This is a genomic window from Desulforhopalus sp., assembly GCA_030247675.1.
Lineage (GTDB): Bacteria > Desulfobacterota > Desulfobulbia > Desulfobulbales > Desulfocapsaceae > Desulforhopalus_A.
On the sequence record JAOTRX010000002.1, the window covers coordinates 1218395 to 1238171 of the forward strand.

The window sequence follows — 19777 nt, forward strand, 5'->3', positions numbered from 1 at the left end:
CCGCAGGTGCCAGGGATTTTCAGGGGCATTTCTTGCGGCTTCGGGCATACAGGGAAGCGGCCAGCATGGTCGCACAACAAAAGGCCAGAAGGGCTGAGGCCTCGGGAAGGATGGCGCGCAGATCGCCGCCCCGGAGAAGGATGTCGTAAAATCCGCTCTGCCCCCAATACAGGGGGGAAAACAGGCAGATCGGCCGCATGAAATCGGGCAGGGCATAAATCGGCACCATGATCCCGCCCAAGGCGGCGCCGATGACTATCGATACCGGGGCAAAGACGGCAATCTGCTCGTAGGTCCGGCCTATCGTCCCGAGGAGGATGCCATAACCACAAGCGGCGGCGATGACGCAGACCATCATGATGAAAAACAGCAGGGGTTGACTCCCCGGTTCAAAGGCGGCAAGGCCAAACAGCGGCAGAATATAGATGCCGGCCATGACGATAAAGATGAACTGAACCAGGCTGACGATCATATAGGCTATGATTTTCCCCGAAATAAAGGTCAGGTAGCTGACCGGCAGGACCTTCAACCGCAGCAGGGTGCCGGACTCCCTTTCCTTGATCAGTGAGCCGGCCAGCGGCACGGCAATAAAAAAAATGCCGAAAATGGCCCAGGCGGGGACATTCTGCTGCACGGCGGTAGGTTGCTTGATAAAGCCCATCGCCGAGCTGAAGTGTTCCTGCACCGGTATCAGGCTGCTGCCCATAAAGAGCTGCGGCAGCAGGTCCTTGGCGTTTAACTCCGGCAGGGGCATAGCCGTACGCATTGCCGGCGGCAGATTGGCGCCGATCTTTTCCGGAAGCATGGCCAGGCTTTTTTCAACCAGCAGCCGGGTCTCCACCGCCATGATGACCTGCCCCAGGGCTGAACGCACCGCCGAACGAAAACTGCCATGCACCGTCGGATCAAAACGCACCAGGATCTCCGGAATCGCTTGGGCTGGTGCAACCACGCGCTCGGGAAAGAGGTTCTTGGCAGCCGTCATCTGTGCCGCCTCGATCGCAGCGCTGCTGAGGCCGAGGGGAAGAATCACCGCAAACTGGTATTTCGAGGCCGCCACCAGGGCATTGGCCGTATCCACCGTCAACGCCTCGCCGTTCAGGGTTTCGACGAGGCGGATGGTATCCATCCCGCCGAACATGCCGCGAATCTCCTTGCCGATTATGCCGTGGTCATGATCGATAAAGAGGACCTCGACATGGGTCGTGGTAACCTTGTCCTGAATGAGGGTTATGACGATTACCAGGAAGGCCGGCATAATGAAAAGAAGGACCATCCCCAGCCGGTCGCGAAGGAGCAGGAGCAATTCCTTGGCAATTGATACAAAGAGTTTTGTCAGGGCCATAACCGTTTACTCCCGCAGATGTTCGCCGGTTTTCTGGAGAAACAGGGCAGCGAGATCACCGCAGCCCTCGGCCTCGGCGAGAAGGCTTTGCGGTGTTCCCTCGGCAATGATCCGGCCGGCATCGATAATGGCGATCCGCCGGCACAAACGCTGTACTTCTTCGAGATAGTGGGAGGTATAGATCATCGCCATGTTCCGGTGGTTGAGGGAGGCAAGCTTTTCCAGTATCAGGTGCCGCGACTGGGCGTCAATACCCACCGTCGGTTCATCGAGAAACAATAATTGCGGGTCATGGATGATACCGACGATGAGGTTGATGCGGCGTTTCATGCCGCCGGAATAGGTTGCCACCTGGCGGTGGCGCTTGTCATAGAGGCCGAACATCTCCAGATAATATTTGGCCTTTTCCTGCAGCAGTGCCCGTTTGAGGCCATACATCCGGCCAAAATAGCTGAGGTTTTCAAGGCCCGTAAGCTTGTCGTAGAGGGCGAGGTCCTGGGGCACAAAGCCGATTTTACCGCGCACCGCTGCCGGATTTTTTAGGGCGTCAATTCCGGCGACCATCAGCGATCCCTGGTCCGGACGAAGCAGCGTGGTGAAAACCGAGATCAGGCTGGTCTTCCCCGCGCCATTCGGGCCAATGAGACCGCACAGCTCCCCTTTGGTCAGGGACAGGGAAACACCATTCAATGCCGGGGTCTGATTGCCGGCGTAGGTGAGATAGAGATTCCGGCTATAGAGGAGTGGCGCGTTATCGTTCAACTTGCCCCTCTTTTCCGGTCATTGCAGACACGGAGGATGTCGGTATACAGGGCTTGCTCGCTTTGCCCGCATTGGCGGAGGATTTCGGCAAGATTCTCATAGGTGTCGGAGACCTTGCCCCTGTCCTTGCACATCCGTGCCCCGGAACCGGCGAAGCGGCGCCAGGTGTCGCCGATCTTGGTCATCCGCTCGGCGAGAGGAAAGAGCGGGTCAAGGTGTAAGAGTTCGGCTGCTTCCTGCAAAAATGCCGCATATATAAAGCGAAAGCCGCCACCACCGGTGCCAATTTCCTCCTGCATTCTGATCAAATGCCCGAGATACAGCAGGGCCTTCTTGTCGCCTAATTTCTTCGGCCATTTTTCCAGCCGGTCGGCAAGAAAGGTAATGCCCCGCACCCCGAGAAAGGGAATGGGGACACGAAGCATGGTCGTGGATACCCGCACCAGGCCCTGCCATGCTGCTGCCGCCATGTCCGGTGCCTGGGGGACCGCTTCGAGGTAATACATGGCCCCCTTTGGCGCCAGAGTCCCTTTGGCGAAGCGGGCGCGCTGCAGGTCCTGGCGTTTGCAGCGGACCACCTGCTCAAAGACTGGATCGCTGATCAGGTACTCATCCCCCTGCCGGCCGAAAACCACCAGATTGTGCATGTTGAAGTGAAAACGAAAGGCCGGCGGAAAGTAGGGCAGCCAATAAGCGCCGGTCTGACAGCCGACGGGAACGCCCTCGGCAAGTTTGGCATCGAGGACCTGCATAGCCTCTTCCTCGGAACGGAACTTACGGCGCCGCACGGTCACGCCGAGACGCTTGTTGACCTTGCTGAAAATGCTGCCGACATTGCCGCGAAAGGTAGTGAGAGGGAGGCCATTGATCTTAATAAATGGCATATAGCCGAAGAAAAGCCCCTCGCCGATCCCAAAGGCCAGGGCCTCGGAACATTCTATGTGGTGAAAGCGCAGCAGGTTGGCGGTTACGCCGCTTTCGCAGTGCGCCGATTGACTATGGGGAAAGGGGATAAGAGCGTCCATTAAGGGTGACGAATGCCTATGGGAAGAAAAGTCGTTGGGATAGTTTTCAGTTCCGCCGTCGCCACGCCGAAGACTGTTGCGTGCCTTGATCGTGTGGAACTACCTTAGCTTTCATATTTTTTTTACACCTGCTTGGCAATCCGCCACTACGCCGCAACAGAAAAATCTCAGCCTTATTGAAGTCTTGCCGTTAATGTGCCGAGGGCGAAGATTTGTGAGATTGACTATCAAACAGGATAGTGCCTGCAGTGTCAATTTCTATTTGAAGGTGATGGCGTATACCGCACGGACAAATGGTTCGTTTGCGCAGGCCGGCTGACCGACTCGCCTTTAAAAGCCGGCCCTCTGCCCGCTAATTGCCCGCCTGTGGTTGATCTAAGACCCTCCTTGGGCTTTATTGGCAGCAGGTTTTCTACTTAAGGGCTTGTTGAACTTTTCGATGATGGCTGGCCAGAATATGGAGAGACTTTCATCGAGGTGCAGGCATGATAATCGTCTGTGGCGGGATACTGTTGTCTATTTTTTTCGGAAAAGATCCTGGAGAGCTTGGTGTAATAGCGAGTATTGGTTTCAGTGTAAAAGTATTTGCTTTACATGTTGGTAAAAGACAGCTTTTATGCATGAGATTGGATGGCACTCTGTTGTAAAGGGTTTTTTGGAGAATCCAAAAGAAAGCAAATACTTATCATCCTCCCACAAAAATTGGTTTTTGTGGAGCAAAACATGAAAATCCACCACAATCAGAAAGGACTTACCCTGCTAGAGTTGATGGTCGTCGTTGCGATCATCGGCGTTCTGGCGGCGATTGCCATCCCAATGTACCAGAACTATATCCGCATAACCCAGTACCGCGTTGTGATCAGCAACATGCAGATGATCAGTCGTGAGTGCACGGCATTTCAAGTAGTCAACAATCGTTTCCCGGCAAATCTTAATGAAATCGGCCTTGGCAATCTTCGAGACCCCTGGGGAAACACCTACGAATACCTCAACATCGCCGATGACAAGCCAAAAACAGGACAAATGCGCAAAAACCGCAACATGGTTCCGGTCAACACCGACTATGACCTCTACAGCAAGGGACCCGATGGGGTGTCCCAAAAGCCTTTTTCCGCCCGGGCGAGCCTTGATGATATCGTCCGCGCAAACGATGGTGGTTATTTTGGTCGGGTATCCGACTATTAGATACGAGCGGAGGTGTTATGGATGCTGGGTTGGACTTTCTCAATAGCAGGGTAGCCAGGCGGTTTAGTCTGCTTTTTCTCCTCTGTGCCTTTGTGCCGACGATGGTTTTGATCGCCATAACCTACCAGAAGGTATCAAACGAACTTGAGCAGCAAAGTCTTCGCCGCTTGAAGCACGAAGCCAATGCCTATGGGATGGGGCTTCTCGATCGGATGATTCGGCTCGACAATGAGTTGGCCAATATAGGTGGGCTGTTCAGCAGCGCCCCGGTTACTCATCTAGATTCAGCCAAATCCGTTGGACTGGAACCCCTTTTTACTGGCATAGCGGTTTTCCATCTGGGTGAAGATGTGCAACCGATCATGGGCAAGATTGATGCGACTGATCTTCAGCGGGTCATCGGAGATGCCGATCTTAGTGATGACAAACCCTTCGTGGTAACTCTCAGTGATGGTCCTCATCCCGGCCAGGTGTTTTTCGGGGTTAGCAACAGAAACGATCGTGGCGAGAAATTTGTGGTAATCGGTGCGGCCAGAATTGACTATCTCTGGGGAGTCGGCGCAAGTCCTCTGCTGCCGCCGCTCACTGAACTCACCACCTATGACCGGACCGGCCAAGCCATTATGGCAACCGAAAACAGCCCCAACGGAGAGTACGCTGAGCTCAAACGACACCAGCACGAAAATGACGCCAGGGTCTTTAGTTATAAGCTTGGCGGGGAAACTTTTTTTGCCTCGGCGGTGAATGTCTTTTTTGAATCACGCTTCCAGCGAACAGGCTGGCTTATCCTGCTCAGCCAGGCAAAGAGCGATGCCATGGCGGCTATGGATAGTTTTCGCCGGACCTTCCCGTTGATAGTCCTCTTCCTGCTGCTCTTGATCCTCTTTCTTTCGATGAGTTTTATCCGCAAAAACCTCAAGCCGTTAAAAATGTTAATTGAGGGTACCAAGCGGGTTGCCGACCGTGATTTCACCAACCGCGTGAAAATAACCAGCAATGACGAATTCGAGGACCTTGGCCGCGCCTTCAACGAGATGACCGGCCAATTAGACAAACAGTTTGCCGCCTTGCAACTTTTAGCCGAAATCGACAGAGCGATTCTCTCCTCCCTTGATCGCAAAAAAGTACTCGCCACCACCCTGCTGCGCACCAAGAAATTCTTCGCATGCACCACAACCATCTTCGTCAAACACTCAAAACAATCTCCAGGACACCTCAAGGTCTATAAGATGTTGGGGCGGCGGCAGGAAGACCCAGTCGTTAGTTATTCTGCCTCAAGCGAGGAGGACCTGCGTCTGCTGTTTGGTACAGAACCAGCGCGTTTGTTCCGTGGAGATGACATCCCGCCGCTATTCACCTCCCTGTCGGCTGAGTGTCGATTTTTTCTTCGTTTGCCGGTAGCCTTCGCACATTCCTCCGATCGTCTGCTCATCTTCGGCTGGAAAGAACCACCGCATCTTGATGAAGATGCCATGGCCCAGGCCAAGCAGATCGCCAACCAGCTGGCAGTTGCCTTAACCAATTCGCAACTCGTTGATGATCTAGAAAAACTCGCCATGGGAACCATCGAAGCCCTGGCAAGGACGGTGGACGCAAAATCAAAGTGGACTTCCGGCCATTCGGAACGGGTTGCTGAGATATCGGCGACCATTGGCAGGCATATGGGACTTACGGAGAAGGAAATTGAAAGCTTGAAAAGAGGTGGCTTACTCCACGATATCGGCAAGATAGGTATTCCCATGGCGATCCTCGACAAACCGGGTCACCTTGATGAAAAAGAGTATGCCGCTGTCTGTGAGCATCCGGCGATCGGTGCGCGAATTCTTGAACCGATCACCGCCTATCAGGACATCCTGCCCATGATTGCCCAGCATCATGAAAAGTTTGATGGGAGCGGCTATCCGCAAGGCTTACGCGGTGAGGAAATTGACCTGCGTGCTCGGATCATGTCGGTTGCCGACGTCTGGGATGCGGTGGTCTCCGACAGACCCTACCGCCAGGGATGGATCCATGATCGCGCCAAAAAGCTGATCATCGAAGGTGCGGGCAGCCACTTCGACCCGAAGGTAGTCGATGTCTTTCTGGCGGTAGTGGCAGAGCCCTGATTTCCTCAGTCTATGACATTCCCGTCACGGCCATCTGTTGCAAGGAGCATGGCTGCATCACCGGCAGGAACTCGCCTCGTAAAGCTGCGTTGAGTAGATCGTCTGCTCAATCAAACGATACCATAAAATCTTCCTGCACTTGTTTTGCAATCGGCGATGACCGTATGGAAAAAATCCAGCCTTATTGAGGTCTTACCTTTAAATTGATGAGGTGGAAAGTTTGTGAGATTGAATATCAAACAGGATAGCGCGTACAGTATCAATTTGTAATTCAACGTGGCGGCGGGAGAGATGATGGTGAGGTGATAAGAAATCGTTTTCTCAGGGCGTCTTACACCGTAAGGGCGTTGGTTTTATATGAGCGGATGGGCTGCTCTACTCAACTACATACTGCAAGGACATGATTTCGTATGCGCAGACAAGCGGCTCAACTCAGCTATAAAAACCGGATTTCTGATCGGCTAATCGTCCGCCTGTGGTTGACGGGAGACAAATGAAGGGCATATACTCTTCAAAGAGCGGCCACCCGGTGGAAACGGGACTGGTGACGCTTCTCCCCGATAAAACCTAAGCCTGGCCCATGGCGATCAGACGCCTTTCCGGTCAGGTAGAAACGCCGCTATCCTGCAAGCCTGGCGAGGAAAACCGATGCAACTGGATCTCAACCACCTTATTGGCGCCTTGTCCAATACCATCGACCTGGTCGGGGTCGATGAACTCTACCATGGCAAGCGGGTTGCCTATATGGCCGACTGCTGTGCCGCCTCCTTGAATCTTAATGACGACGAGCGGCTGCTGCTTTTTCGTGCCGGGCTGCTTCACGATTGCGGGGTATCATCGACCAAGGTCCACAAACAGCTGGTCGACGAGCTCGACTGGAACGGCTCCGACCTGCATTGCCGGCTGGGTGCCGAACGGCTGCGTCTTTTTGCTCCCCTTGCCCCCTTGAGCGATATCATCCGCTACCATCACACCCGCTGGCCGGAGTTACAGGACATACCCCTGCCGGCGAGAACCCGGCGCTACGCCAATCTCATCTTCCTCCTCGACCGGGTCGATGCTTTAGCCGGCCTGCACCCGTCGGCCAATCATCTGGTGGCCAAGGAGTCGATCCTTCGGACACTCAACAGCCTGGGGGAGAGCTATTTTGATCCGGAGCTGGTCGAGATCCTCATGCTGGTGTCGGCAAACGATGCCTTCTGGCTGGGCATGGAACCGGTGCACATTGAAGGCTTCATGGCCACCCACAGCACCGCCGGCAACCCGAGCCCCATCGACCTGGATGGTCACGACCTGCTGCATGTCGCCTCCCTGTTCGGGCAGATTGTCGATGCTAAAAGCCGGTACACCGCCGAACATTCCCGCGGGGTGGCAAGTCTTTCGCGATTCCTTGCCGAGCACAGCGGTCTGGCACCGGCAACCTGTGACCGGATCGAGGCGGCGGGCCTTCTGCACGACCTTGGTAAACTTCAAGTCCCCGACATCATACTTGATTTCGATGGGCAGCTGGATCAGGACGGCCTGTTCGCCATGCGCCATCACAGCTATGTCACCTATCAGATTCTCCGGCGCATCAAGGGCTTCGAGGATATCGCCCGCTGGGCCGCCGATCACCACGAAAAACTCGACGGCAGCGGCTACCCCTTCCGCAGGACCGCCAGTGAACTGGACATTGAATCGCGGATCATCATCATCGCCGATATCTTCCAGGCCATGGCCCAGGACCGGCCGTACCGTTCGTCGCAGCCGGTTAACACCATTGTCGATCTGCTTCGCCGCGGGGCGGAAAGCGGTCAGCTCGATGCGGAGCTGGTGTCCCTAGTTTGCGCCATGCCCGAGGCCTGCTATTCTGTCGCCGTCGGCGAAGGGTGAGCGGGGCTCCCTTTCCTATCGGTTGTCCATCCTTTAGTCCGCCGCCCCGTCAACCACCGACCTGGCGAGATCGTCAAAGACCAGATTGTGAAAGGGCATTACCGCATACCAATAGGCCCTGCCTATTAGCCCTTTGGGCAGGAAATGGGCGGTCTGCACCAGGCAATCTTCCTTAATGTCGAACTCCAGCCAGGCCTCGCCGGGCAGTTTCATCTGGGCATATAACAGCAGGCGCTGGTTTGGCCTAATATCCGCCACCTTCCAGAAATCTATGGCGTCACCCAGCCGCAGGCTGTCCGGCAGCCTGCGGCCCCGATTGAGGCCATAGCCGCCGGCAATTTTGTCCATCAGGCCCCGTAGCTGCCAAAGGAAGGTATAGCGTGACCAGCCGTGGCCACCGCCCAGCCGGCAGGCGCTGGCAAAGACCTTTTCCGGTTTTTCTCCTTTGTTGAAAGGTATGCGCCGCACATCGCGCAGCACCGCCCCGGCGGGGTCGTTGAAATCGCCGATATCGCAGGCGCGCAGGCCGCTGCTGTCGCACCACCGGCTGAGTACCTGGTTGCGGGTCAAGTCACGTTCGGCCTCGGCCACCGCCTGAGTAAACGGCATGGGCTGGATCTGCGGGAAGGTGAGGGTGGCATTGTCGTTTTGCTGCACGGTCTCACTTTTCAGGCCCTCCACCAGAGCAGCGGCAATTTTATACGGGACGGGAGTGAAGAGGACCAGCCAGTAGGAGGCAAGCTTTGGCGACAACACCGGTACCGGCACAATCCACCGTCGCAAACCCATGGTTTTTGCGGCTTGCGACACCATTTCCTGGAAGCTGATTTTCTCCGCGCCGATATCGACTACCAGGTTGCCTGTTGCCGGTACGTCGATCGCCGCTTCGAGGTAGTTGAGGACATCGCCGATGGCGATTGGCTGGGAAACGGTGCGCACCCATTTCGGGGTGAGCATGAACGGCAGCTTTTGCGCCAGATTGCGGATAATTTCATAGCTGGCACTGCCCGAGCCGATGATGACCCCCGCCCGTAGCCACAGGGTCTGAATTTGCTCGGGCTGCGCCGCCAGGATTTCCCCGGTTTCCAGGCGACTGAGCAGGTGCTTGCTGGCGGTATCCTTGACGCCGAGTCCGCCGAGATAGATGATGCGGCGGACACCCGCGGCGATGGCCGCCTGTACGAAATTCTCGGCGCTGGTGCTGTCCAGCCGCCGATAGTCATCTTTTTCACCCATCGAATGAATGAGATAGAAGGCCGTGTCCACCCCGCTTAAGGCACGGTCGAGGGACGGCCGGTCGAAGGTCGAGCCTTCCATGATCTCCACGCGATCGGCAACGGCCACCTGGACTTTCCGGCGGTTGCGGACGAGAAGCCGCACCGTATGGCGGTTCTGGTCGAGGAGGTGGTGGGTGAGGCGTCTGCCGATATAGCCGGTTGCGCCGGTGATGAGAACGGTCTTTTTGGTCTGGGGCATGGCGTACCTGAAAAAAGCCTGAGGATAATGGTGATGGTCAGTGTACCTGCGGGCCGGTCCGGCAGGCAAGACCACAGCTGTTTGTACCTGACACATTAAGACGAAAATTCCCTAAGGCAAAGTGGGACATTTGGTAGCGTACTGATAGTGAGAGCTATCAGTGAGGTCCGGCCTTGCGACAAAGCAGCACCGGGTGGCGAGACGGAGAAGGGACAATGCCCCGCCATGGGGTGGCCTTATTGCAAGCCCAGTAGATAGGAGCGCAGGTTGCTGCCGCTCTTGCTCAAGCCCAGTTTCCTCCTGATATGCTTGCGGTGAAAATCGACGGCGGCGGTGGTGATCGCCATGATCTCGGCAATGTCAGCACTGCTCCGGCCCTCCCGGACCATGGTCGCCACCTTAATTTCCTGGGGGGTGAGGATGGTGTTGAGGCTGCCGAGGCGGTTGAGGAAGGGCGAGGCGATCTCGTTCAGGCGCTCTTCGAGGATTTCGAGAATGGTCCGCTCCCGTTTCGGCAGAGGGCTGTTCATGAGCTGATGGACGTAGGGCAATATCAGGGTGCGGATGTTGGCCAGCATGTTTTCTTCGAGCTGGACGCGGTCCTTCTGGCGATGGTCGAGGAGGACCTTCAGGGCGATGTTGCTTTCCTCCAGCTTGCCGGCCTGTTCGCGAAGGTTTTCCTCCTTTTTCGCCAGGTCGCGGTGGATATGCATGAGCGGTGTGATGTCCTCGTGCGACATGACCGCCCGGCCGCTGCCCGGATCGCGGAACTTGACCACCCGCAGGGCAAACCAATGTTCCTCAGTGGGTGAGTGGCAGGGGTAATTGATGAAAAACTCCTCGATCTCTCCACCCAAAACCTGGCGGATGCCGGCGGCGATCCGTGCCGTGTCGTCGGTGGGGGAGGTGCTGGCCCGGTCGCAGGTTTCAAGATAGTTCAGGCCGATGCAGGATGCCTCGACCCTGATGCCGTTTTTCTCGCCGTATTCTCGCCATGCCCGGTTGGTTTCAATAATTTGCCCGGTGGTGTCAATAATGGCGATATGAGCGGAAATCGAATCGAGGGCGAGTTTATAGATATCCATGGCAGGCACCTTATAAAAGAGGAGCGGAGGCTGTACCCGCTACACAATGCACCACTTTCGCCGTCATTGCAAGACCCGTCAGGGCCCCGGGCCGGGGCGGCTCTGCCGGACCCGATACGCCAGAGCTTGCCGGGCGTCCGGCTGCTCTACACCCGGAGAAATTTATCACGGTATTCCCGCGGTGAGAGGTTGGTGTGCTGCTTAAATAAACGGCGGAAGGTGCTACTGTCTTCGTAGCCGATCTGCCGGGTGATCTCGTCGATGGTGGAAAGGGTCGTTTCGAGCTTCTTCCTGGCGGCCTCGATACGCACCATCTGCAGATATTGAACGGGGCTGCTGCCCGTGGCTTCTTTGAACCTTCTCTTGAAATGGCGGGGACTTATCCGCACATGGCCGGCCACCTCGTCGATCATGATCGTTCCGGAGAAATTGTCTTCCAGATAGCGCTGGGCCTTTTCTATCTCGGCATCACCGTGTTCCCTTTCCCGGCGAAAGATATAATAGGGGGCCTGGCTTTCCCGGTTGGGGTCGAGGAGCAGGGCCTTGGCGCAGGTCGAGGCCAGTTCGTCGGAGCCGTACCTGGCGATTATCCTGAGGCCGAGGTTGAAATTGGCGGTGGCGGCACCGGTACAGAGCAGGCCGTCGTCCTCGGTCACCAGGTGTTCGGTATGCAGATGGACCTCGGGAAAGGTGCGGCGGAATTTACGGGCAAACTGCCAGTTTGTCGTCGCCTTCCTGCCATTGAGTAGGCCTGTCTCGGCAAGGAGGAATACCCCGGTGCACATCGCGGCAATGGGCGTTCGCTTCTGATGTTGGGCGATAAGCCAATCGTTTAGCACACCGCGCCCCTCGGCCGATGGTTCCGGCAGGGGGATGAAGGGTGGCAGCAGGATGAAATCGCTGTCGTCGACGGCTTCGAGCGGGCGATGGGCGAGCAGCTGGATGCAGCCACTGCCAAGGGCCGGGGCGCCGTCCACTGTGGCAATTTCGGTGACAAAGAGCGGCTGTCGGTTGCCGGTAAGCGATGTCTGCCACATATTGGCAATGGCAAACATATCGAGCAGGCTGGTGATGCCTGATGAGAAGCAGCCGTCTGCGGCAAAAAAGGTAATCTTCATCCAACCCTCCTCTTTGGTTGTTGATTTCTCATGGCCGTTTATGCACGGTTTTTGGCATTTATGCCTCTTTTCATTTGTTCGTGCAAGGGGTAACTAGGTGGGAAGAGTCGTCCCTTAGGGCGAATAACTAACCAACAGGGGGTGTTCCATGGAAAATTGGCAAAAATCCGGATGTATCTTATGCGCCCAGAACTGCGGCCTGGAGATCCTGGTGGAAGACGGCAGGATGGTCAAGGTGCGGCCCGACAAGGACAATCCGCGCAGCAAAGGATATGCCTGCCGCAAGGGACTGAAGATTCTTAATTATCAATACCCCAAAGGCCGCCTGACCACCCCGCTCAAACGGATCGGTGAGGGTTTCGCGGCGATAAGCTGGGAACAGGCGACGACAGAGATTGCCGCCAAGCTGCACGCTGTCGTTGATTCCTGCGGGCCACAAAGCCTGGCCTATATGGGGGGCAGTTCTCAGGGCGGGCATTTTGAGGCGGCCTTTGGCCTGTCCCTGCTGCGGGGGCTGGGCTCGCAGTATTTCTATTCATCGGCCGGGCAGGAGTTCAGCGGCGCCTGGTGGGTGTTCGGCCGGATGCTCGGCAAACAGTACAACCTCGCCATCCCCGATGAGCATGAGGCGGAAATGCTCGTCGGCTGGGGCTGGAACGGTATGCAGAGCCATCAAATGCCGGAAGCGCCCAGGGTGCTGACCGAGATCGCCAAAAATCCCGATAAACTGCTGGTCATAATCGACCCACGGCGCAGCGAGACGGCACGGCTCGCCAATATCCACCTGCCGGTCTATCCCGGCACCGACGCCCTGCTGATGAAGGCAATGATCGCCATCATCCTCCATGAGGGCTGGGAGAACAGGCAGTATCTGGAAAACCATGTCGAAGGTTTTGCCACCATCAGGCCATGGTTTACCGATGTGGATATCGAGGCGGCCCTTGCCGTCTGCCGGCTGGATCTGCAGCCGGTCGTCGAACTCTGCCGTCTCATGACCAGCAAGCGCTGGTGCATGCACCCGGACCTGGGGATCTACATGGGCCGCCACAGCGTCCTCAACTCCTATCTGATGAACATTCTCGGCGTCATCTGCGGCAGATTCGGGGTACGCGGCGGCAATGTCATTCCCGGCATGGTCATGCCCCTGGGTTTTCATGCCGACGAACGCCATCCGAAGACCTGGCGGACGGTGGCGACCAATATGCCGCCCGCCGCCGCCGGCTCCTTTCCTCCGGCGGTTCTGCCGGAAGAGATCCTCTCCGGCAGCCAGGATCGACTGCGGGCGGTTTATGTCAATGGCTGCAATCCGCTGCGCTCCTATCCGGACACCGGCGCCTACGAAAAGGCCTTCGCGGCGCTCGACCTGCTGGTGGTGTGTGACGTGGTGATGAGCGAGACGGCACGATATGCCCATTATGTCCTGCCCTGCCGCAATGCCTACGAGTCCTGGGATGGGACCTTCTTTCCTTGGACCTACCCCGGGGTCTATTTCCAGATGCGCCGGCCCCTGGTGGAACCGCCGGGCGATTGTCTGGAGGCGTCGCAGATCTTTACCGCCATCGCCGATAAACTGGGGTTCATCCCGGAGATACCGGAAGAGGTGTATGAGGCCTCGCGCGGCAGCCGCCTGCTTTTTGGCATGAAGCTCATGGGCTGGGCGGCACGGGAACCGGCGATCCGTGCCAAGATGCCCTTTATCTTAGCGAAAACCCTCGGCAAGGAATGGAACAGCGCCAACAAGGCGGCCCTTTGGGGGATGCTGATGACCGCGCCGAAATCGCTTCGGGAAAATGCCGCACGCGCCGGATTCAATCCGGGAATGGACCAGGGGGACCGCATCTTCCAGGCCATCCTCGACAGGCCGCAGGGCTTGTGGGTGGGGCAGGCCGATACCGGCAATCCCATGGCTGGTATGGCAACACCTTCCGGCAAAATCGAGGTGTATATCGAGGAGCTGGCAGGGCAGGTGCAGGCGCTTACTGCCGACCAGGAAAGACAGGACCTGCAACTGCCTGCAGGATTTCCGCTGATCCTCAGTGCCGGTCGGCATATGCGGTACAATGCCAACACCCTGATGCGCAATCCGGCCTGGAACGAGGGCAAAAGGGCCTGTACCATCGCCATGAATCCCGGTGATATCGAGGCACTGGGGCTTGAGGATGGACAGCAGGTGCGGGTGACCACCGAGGCCGGCAGCGAAGTGGGCGAGCTGGAGGCAGGCGACGACGTCCGCCAGGGTACGGTGCTGATCCCCCACGGCTTCGGTTTAGAGTATGACGGCAAGGTCTACGGCATCAATGTTAACAGACTCACCAGTGGTGGCAATAGGGATTCTCTCGGCACGCCGCTGCACCGCTATGTGCCATGCAGGATTGAGGCGGCATAGCTGCCGAAACCCTGATCCGCAACCGTTCAGGCAGCTACGGCTTTGACGGTGGTTTATCGCCGCGTTCGGCCTTTCTCAGTATTTTCCCGGCCATTTCCGGGTACAGGGTGTTGATGCAGTCAGGGCAGATGCTGTGGGAGAATTTCGAGTCGGTGTGGTCTTCGATATAGTGCTCAATCTGTTGCCAGTAGCCGGTATCGTTGCGGATCCTTTTGCAGCTTGAACAGATCGGCAGAAATCCCTGCAGGGTTTTCACCTCGGACAACGCCTGCTTGAGGCTGGTGATCAGGTCGTTACGCTCCAGCTCGACTTTTTGCCGGGCCGATATCTCCCGTTGTAGGCTCTTGTTCCAGAAAAAGAAAAGTGCCAAAACGGCGGCCACAGCAGTGCCGGCGACGATCGCCCAGCGGAAGATCCGCGCCACGGGAATTCCCGGATCATATTGCAGCCGAATCCATTTCTGGTTTATCGCATCCCGTTCCTCGGCACTGATGGTGGCCATGGTTTTCTCAAGAATACCCTGCAGGACCGGCCAGTCCTCCCTGACCCCCATCGCCAGCTCTATCTTGCCGATCTCGGTGGGTGCCGCAACCTTGAGATTGGTGAGGCGCAGCTTTTCGATGAAGTAGCTGGCCACGCCGAGGTCCATCAAGCAGGCATCGACCCTGCCAAAGGATACAGCCTCCAGGTCCTTTTCGGCATTTTCCGTTTCCACTATCGACAAATTGAGATGTGCGTATTTGTTCAGTAATGTTGTATGGATGACCTGATCTTTGACAGCCGATATCTTTCTGCCGCGCAGATCTTCCAGTTTGCCGATAAAGGGCGCATCGACCCGGGTGATGATGACCGACGGATAGGAAATATAGGGCTTTGAAAACAGCAGAAATTGGGAGCGCTCAGGGGTTGCGGCCAAACATGGAAAAAGATCGATTTCCTTCTTTCTGCCTAAATCAAGGGCCTGCTTGAATGTCAGGTCGTAGACGATATCCATATGAACTTTCAGCCGATTTTCAAGTATTTTCACATAATCCGAGACCACTCCCTTAAAAATATGCTTACCCTGGTCTTCCTGGCTTACCCACTGGTAGGGAGGAAAGGAAACGCCGACCCCCAAGCGCAGGGTAGGGTGGTCGGCAAGCCATTGCCGCTCTGTGGTTGTTAGAAAATCGAGGGCCGTTTCGCCGGCCTCAACTGGCCGAAATGCTGCGAAAATGCAAATTGCTGCGGAGAGAGTGTAGAGACACAACCAGAGGGTTTTTGGTATCATAACGCGAAGAGCAGGTGCCTGAGTTGAGGTGCCCCGAATGTCGCCAATATCCGGGAAGATACAACTTGTGATTGCAGCACACAACGCATAAAAACTCAAGGGAATACATAAAAATAATGGGCAGCGGCAAGGGAATTGTCTTTTCAGTTTTATACCACAAGAGCATAAGTTTCGTTTGACCAGACAAGCCAATGCGGCATCAATCGACGTGGAGAACCACCGAAAAGGCGTCGAAAAAGGCCCATAAGGTATCCTGGTTGCTAATGTTCAGGTGTTTTCGCATCTTCTCAGTGATGATGGCGCACAGCTCGGTGCCGTCGGCGAGTTGCACGACAATCTCGGCGGTGGTCCGGTTTTTGCTGATCCGGCGCACTGTCCCCTGAAAGATATTTTCCGCCGAGCAGCTGGGGGCGTTTTGGCCCTTGCTCAGCTGGATCCAAGGCGCCTTCACCTCCGCGGTAATAAGCATGCCGGGATTAAGGCCGATACGGGTAAGGCTGTCGCTGGTGATGATTGCGGTGATAACATTGCCACTCGCCGAGACCACTTCGACGAGTGTCTGGATGTCGCCCCTGGCGATGGTGTTGATCTTGCCAAAGAAGGCGTTACGGGCGCTGGTCTTGCGTTTGTTTTCCCGGTCGGCAAAATATCTGGCCACCTGACCGATCTCCGCATCGGAAAATTCCACGTAGGACGCCGCCAGGTTAGGGGTTCTGTGTCCCAGGATTTTTTGCACGACCTGCAGGGGCATGTTGCTGCGCATTAATTCCACCGCTCTTGATTTCCGGAGGGTCTCAGGTGTCCCCAGACTGCTCGGCAGGCCAATGGCCAGCGCCTGTTCGTAAAATTTGCGGCGAACATGCGCCGGGTCGATGCGCAGGATCGAGCCGCCTGGCCACCGCGATTCCGCATCAGCAGTCAAGGCTTGGATGTCTTTTGAAATCGTTTCGGGAATCTGCACCTCGCGGCAGCTGGACTCCTTGCCGCTCTGCCTCTTGCAGAAGCGAAAGGTGTTTTGGCCGCCGTTGAAATCCTTGCCGAGGTCGAGGCTGAGCACCTCGTTCAACCTGGCGCCGGTATATCTGATAATGAGAAATACCAAGAGGATGCGGTCGCGGGAATCGCGGTGGTCCGGCCTCTTGGGGGCCTTTGCCCAACGGCGAAATGCCTGCTCAAGGTCCTGGAGCTGTTGGAGGTCCAAACAATTCTCGGCGTCCGGCACCGGAACAAGCCGCCCAAGGCTGGGCGGGGCAGGGGTGATTTTGTCGCTCTGCATAGGGTCCATAAAAGAAGAGGATTTTGATAATAACTATCAAAATTTTCTACCACATCACGGGCTTTTTGCAAAGTCCATCGCAAAAATCTTGACAATGGATGACGGGGGTTATTAAATGAATTAGTGTCACGAATAATATGATAGTCGTGTTAATGACTGCGCTGGCTGAGATCGGTGGAACTCCTTTAATGGCAAAGAGAGGTGTCTGTGATGCATACAAAACATACCGACGAGAAACTTGACCCGCACGGGAAGGACGTCTCCTCGCAACATGAGGCCGGCAAAGGTGCTGCGGAATCCCGGCAGCTTCGCTTCGACCGTGTTGAGCTGGCCGGCGCCTTTGGCGACCTGGGTACCTTGTTGCCAATAGTCGTCGCCATGATCTTTATCAATAAATTGAGTTCGTCCGCGGTTTTTCTGGCCTTCGGACTCTTCTACATCGCCGCCGGTTATTATTACCGCCTGCCTATACCGGTCCAGCCTTTGAAGGCGGTGGGGGCCATTGCAATCGCCTATCCGGCTGTCATTACCGAATCGGTAATCGGCGCCTCGGGGATCATCTTCGGCGCCTTCCTGCTGGTGCTCTCCCTATCGGGGATGATCGACCAGATTGCCAAGCTTTTTTCCCAGGCGGTTGTCCGCGGCATCCAGCTGACACTCGGGTTGATTTTTCTGAAAAAGGGTATCGAACTCATCATCCATAAAGACATCTTCATGTCCGGGGCGCAGGGCAGCTTCTCCGGGCTGCCGGTGAATCTCATCATCGGCATCGTGACCTTTGGCCTGGTGCTGCTGCTTCTTGATAATAAACGCTTCCCGGCGGCCCTCGTCGCCCTTGCGGTTGGCATCGTTTCCGGACTTTCTTTGGGTGGTTTTGAAATGCTGAAGCTGTCCCTCGGACCTACCGACATTCGCTTCGTCACCCCCAGTATGGGCGATTACTGGACCGCCCTGATAATGCTCATCCTGCCGCAGGTGCCGCTGACCATCGGTAATGCCTGTGTCGGAACTGCTGATACCTGCACCAATCTCTTTACCGGCAATCATCATCTTGCCAAGGCCAAGGCTGGGAAATTCGCCTTTTCCATGGGTATGATGAATCTTCCCGCCGGGTTCTTCGGGGTGGTACCGATGTGCCATGGTACCGGTGGCTTGGCAGCGCATTTCCGTTTCGGCGCGAGAACCGGCGGTGCGCCAATCATGATTGGCATATTTTTTGTCATCATCGCCCTGGTGCTGGGAGAACTTGGTTTTTCTCTCCTGGCGATTATTCCCCAGTCGGTATTGGGGGTCTTGCTGGTTTTTGCCGGCCTGGAGCTGTGTCCGCTGTTGAAGAGCCTGAAGACCAATGAGGAATATTTTGTTGCCCTTCTCATTGCCGGAATCGCCCTGGCCGTGCCTAATATGGGCTGGGCCTTTGGTGTCGGCATTGCCGCTGACTATTTTATTAAAAAGATGAAAATCAAGATTTAATCAGGTTTGCCGGGCGGCAGAGACCAGGGCCAATGCTGCTGGTCCCTGCCGCGACCGTCGGCGATCCTTGCGGCAATTCCGGTAAAGGAACCATCCTAAAGAAACAACCAAGAGAGTATTCCTCCGGCAAAAACCACCCACAGGATATCGACCTTCATCCGCAGGGCCAAAAAGGCCAGGGTCACCAGGAGTATCTGCGGCACACCCCAGGACAGGGTGAGGATGAAGCGGATCGTCACCGACAGGAGCAGGCCGACGAAGGACACCAGGATACCGTGCATTCCCCGCTGGAAAAGGCCGTTGTGCCGTATCCTGTCAAAATAGGGGACAGCTGCGGTCAGCATGATCAGCGAAGGGGTGAAGATGCTGAGGGTGCCGACCAGGGCGCCCGGCAGGGAGGCCATGAGGTAGCCGACAAAGGTTGCGGTAATGACGATCGGCCCAGGAGTGACCTGACCGAGGGCGATACCATCCATAAAGGTTTTGCCGGCAAGCCATTGCCGCACCCCTACCACCTCATCAAACATCAGCGGGACGGAGCCGTATCCGCCGCCAAAGGCGAGAAGGTCAACCTTGGCCATGACAAGCGACAGCTCGAAAAGCTGCCGGCTAGTGCAATATAACAGTGCCAGGCCGGCAAGATAGGCCAGGGTCAGGAGTATCGGCGTCGTCAAAGGCGCCAGGAGGGGAGATGAATCCGGGGTCGGGGCCTTTCCGGAAGAGGTCTGCTGGTTTTTGGAGAGAAAAAGCCCGCAAATTGCCGAAGCGAGGATCGCCAGAACCGGACTGCCGTGCATGAGGAGGTAGGCGGTTATCCCAAGTCCCAGAATGATATCCTGCCATTTTTTGATGGTGCTTTGACCAAAACCGACAGTCGCATTGGCCAACAGGGCAATGACGATCACCTGCAGGCCCTGGAAGATCGAAATTACCGCCGGCAGGTCGTGGGCCCTCTGGTACAGAGCCGTCAGGACCACCATGAGCAGAAAGGCCGGGATGGCAAATCCGGCATAGGCGGCGATTGCGCCCAAGGGGCCACTCGCACGCAGGCCGACATAGGCCGCAACCTGCATCGCCGTTGCCCCTGGTATAAGCTGGCAGATGGCCACTCCCTGCTTGAACGATTCCTCGCTCACCCACGCATTCTTTTGAACTGCCAGGTCCTTGATATAGGCCACCATCGCCGGCCCGCCAAAGGCACTCAGGCCGAGGCGCAGAAAGGCGAGAAACAGCTTGCCGGCATGGCGCGGGGTATTCGGCTGGCCGGGACCGGCTGGTGCTGCGTTGCCCATGGTGACCTGGAAAGGTTATGAGGTTAGCGGAAAGTGATGACAAAGCAGACTAATGAGCATAAACACAAAACATGTATACTCGGGTGCCGTCAAATTAGCAATGGGCT

13 protein-coding genes and 1 pseudogene are annotated in these 19777 nt (G+C 56.3%); 5 read left to right on the plus strand and 9 right to left on the minus strand.

Going from position 1 to position 19777, the window contains the following annotated elements; all coding sequences use genetic code 11:
* Positions 1 to 19 precede the first annotated feature (19 nt).
* The 3 genes from OEL83_05360 to OEL83_05370 are packed head-to-tail and all read right to left on the minus strand — an operon-like array spanning position 20 to position 3132.
* Positions 20 to 1345 carry an ABC transporter permease gene (locus tag OEL83_05360; protein MDK9706460.1) on the minus strand — a complete coding sequence of 442 codons (1326 nt, stop codon included), beginning with the start codon at positions 1343 to 1345 and terminating at the stop codon, positions 20 to 22.
* 6 nt (positions 1346 to 1351) lie between these two features.
* The gene (locus OEL83_05365; protein ID MDK9706461.1) at positions 1352 to 2107 is read right to left on the minus strand and encodes an ABC transporter ATP-binding protein; all 756 of its coding nucleotides are present in this window, start codon (positions 2105 to 2107) and stop codon (positions 1352 to 1354) included.
* A complete protein-coding gene (locus OEL83_05370) occupies positions 2104 to 3132 on the minus strand; it encodes a BtrH N-terminal domain-containing protein (protein MDK9706462.1) in 1029 nt (342 codons plus the stop codon). Before OEL83_05370 ends, OEL83_05365 begins: the two co-directional genes overlap by 4 nt.
* A 723-nt stretch (positions 3133 to 3855) precedes the next feature.
* On the opposite strand from OEL83_05370, the pseudogene OEL83_05375 reads away from it, so the two are divergent.
* From OEL83_05375 to OEL83_05385, 3 genes and pseudogenes are all read left to right on the plus strand, one after another.
* A pseudogene (locus OEL83_05375) lies at positions 3856 to 3966 on the plus strand (prepilin-type N-terminal cleavage/methylation domain-containing protein).
* Between the two features lie 368 nt (positions 3967 to 4334).
* A complete protein-coding gene (locus tag OEL83_05380) occupies positions 4335 to 6422 on the plus strand; it encodes an HD domain-containing protein (GenBank protein ID MDK9706463.1) in 2088 nt (695 codons plus the stop codon).
* Positions 6423 to 7070: 648 nt separating this feature from the next.
* Entirely contained in the window at positions 7071 to 8294 is a 1224-nt protein-coding gene (locus tag OEL83_05385) for an HD domain-containing protein (GenBank protein ID MDK9706464.1), read from the plus strand.
* A gap of 33 nt (positions 8295 to 8327) precedes the next feature.
* On the opposite strand, the gene OEL83_05390 is transcribed toward OEL83_05385, so the two are convergent.
* The 3 genes from OEL83_05390 to OEL83_05400 all read right to left on the minus strand — a co-directional run bounded on the left by OEL83_05390 (position 8328) and on the right by OEL83_05400 (position 11973).
* Positions 8328 to 9770, minus strand: coding sequence for an SDR family oxidoreductase (locus OEL83_05390; protein ID MDK9706465.1), 1443 nt, complete (start codon positions 9768 to 9770; stop codon positions 8328 to 8330).
* A gap of 236 nt (positions 9771 to 10006) precedes the next feature.
* On the minus strand, positions 10007 to 10855 hold the full coding sequence (locus OEL83_05395; GenBank protein MDK9706466.1) for a helix-turn-helix transcriptional regulator: 849 nt from the start codon (positions 10853 to 10855) through the stop codon (positions 10007 to 10009).
* A gap of 146 nt (positions 10856 to 11001) precedes the next feature.
* A complete protein-coding gene (locus OEL83_05400; GenBank protein ID MDK9706467.1) occupies positions 11002 to 11973 on the minus strand; it encodes a helix-turn-helix domain-containing protein in 972 nt (323 codons plus the stop codon).
* Between the two features lie 148 nt (positions 11974 to 12121).
* Here OEL83_05400 and OEL83_05405 point away from each other — a divergent pair, with 148 nt between their 5' ends.
* Complete coding sequence (locus tag OEL83_05405; GenBank protein MDK9706468.1) at positions 12122 to 14359, plus strand: molybdopterin-dependent oxidoreductase; 2238 nt, start codon at positions 12122 to 12124, stop codon at positions 14357 to 14359.
* 34 nt (positions 14360 to 14393) lie between these two features.
* Here OEL83_05405 and OEL83_05410 read toward each other — a convergent pair whose 3' ends face one another.
* Both OEL83_05410 and OEL83_05415 read right to left on the minus strand, forming a co-directional pair.
* Positions 14394 to 15629 carry a transporter substrate-binding domain-containing protein gene (locus OEL83_05410; GenBank protein MDK9706469.1) on the minus strand — a complete coding sequence of 412 codons (1236 nt, stop codon included), beginning with the start codon at positions 15627 to 15629 and terminating at the stop codon, positions 14394 to 14396.
* 199 nt (positions 15630 to 15828) lie between these two features.
* Entirely contained in the window at positions 15829 to 16905 is a 1077-nt protein-coding gene (locus OEL83_05415; GenBank protein ID MDK9706470.1) for a TOBE domain-containing protein, read from the minus strand.
* A 210-nt stretch (positions 16906 to 17115) separates the two neighbouring features.
* Between OEL83_05415 and OEL83_05420 the strand changes: the two genes are divergently transcribed.
* Positions 17116 to 18378 carry a putative sulfate/molybdate transporter gene (locus OEL83_05420; GenBank protein MDK9706471.1) on the plus strand — a complete coding sequence of 421 codons (1263 nt, stop codon included), beginning with the start codon at positions 17116 to 17118 and terminating at the stop codon, positions 18376 to 18378.
* Positions 18379 to 18473: 95 nt separating this feature from the next.
* On the opposite strand, the gene chrA is transcribed toward OEL83_05420, so the two are convergent.
* The gene (gene chrA, locus OEL83_05425; protein MDK9706472.1) at positions 18474 to 19670 is read right to left on the minus strand and encodes a chromate efflux transporter; all 1197 of its coding nucleotides are present in this window, start codon (positions 19668 to 19670) and stop codon (positions 18474 to 18476) included.
* Positions 19671 to 19777 lie beyond the last annotated feature (107 nt).

Coding starts and splice junctions, on each gene's coding strand:
- OEL83_05360 (MDK9706460.1), bottom strand. CDS start 1,345: ATGGCCCTGACAAAACTCTTTGTATCAATTGCCAAGGAATTGCTCCTG.
- OEL83_05370 (MDK9706462.1), bottom strand. CDS start 3,132: ATGGACGCTCTTATCCCCTTTCCCCATAGTCAATCGGCGCACTGCGAA.
- OEL83_05380 (MDK9706463.1), top strand. CDS start 4,335: ATGGATGCTGGGTTGGACTTTCTCAATAGCAGGGTAGCCAGGCGGTTT.
- OEL83_05385 (MDK9706464.1), top strand. CDS start 7,071: ATGCAACTGGATCTCAACCACCTTATTGGCGCCTTGTCCAATACCATC.
- OEL83_05390 (MDK9706465.1), bottom strand. CDS start 9,770: ATGCCCCAGACCAAAAAGACCGTTCTCATCACCGGCGCAACCGGCTAT.
- OEL83_05395 (MDK9706466.1), bottom strand. CDS start 10,855: ATGGATATCTATAAACTCGCCCTCGATTCGATTTCCGCTCATATCGCC.
- OEL83_05400 (MDK9706467.1), bottom strand. CDS start 11,973: ATGAAGATTACCTTTTTTGCCGCAGACGGCTGCTTCTCATCAGGCATC.
- OEL83_05405 (MDK9706468.1), top strand. CDS start 12,122: ATGGAAAATTGGCAAAAATCCGGATGTATCTTATGCGCCCAGAACTGC.
- OEL83_05410 (MDK9706469.1), bottom strand. CDS start 15,629: ATGATACCAAAAACCCTCTGGTTGTGTCTCTACACTCTCTCCGCAGCA.
- OEL83_05415 (MDK9706470.1), bottom strand. CDS start 16,905: ATGCAGAGCGACAAAATCACCCCTGCCCCGCCCAGCCTTGGGCGGCTT.
- OEL83_05420 (MDK9706471.1), top strand. CDS start 17,116: ATGCATACAAAACATACCGACGAGAAACTTGACCCGCACGGGAAGGAC.
- chrA (MDK9706472.1), bottom strand. CDS start 19,670: ATGGGCAACGCAGCACCAGCCGGTCCCGGCCAGCCGAATACCCCGCGC.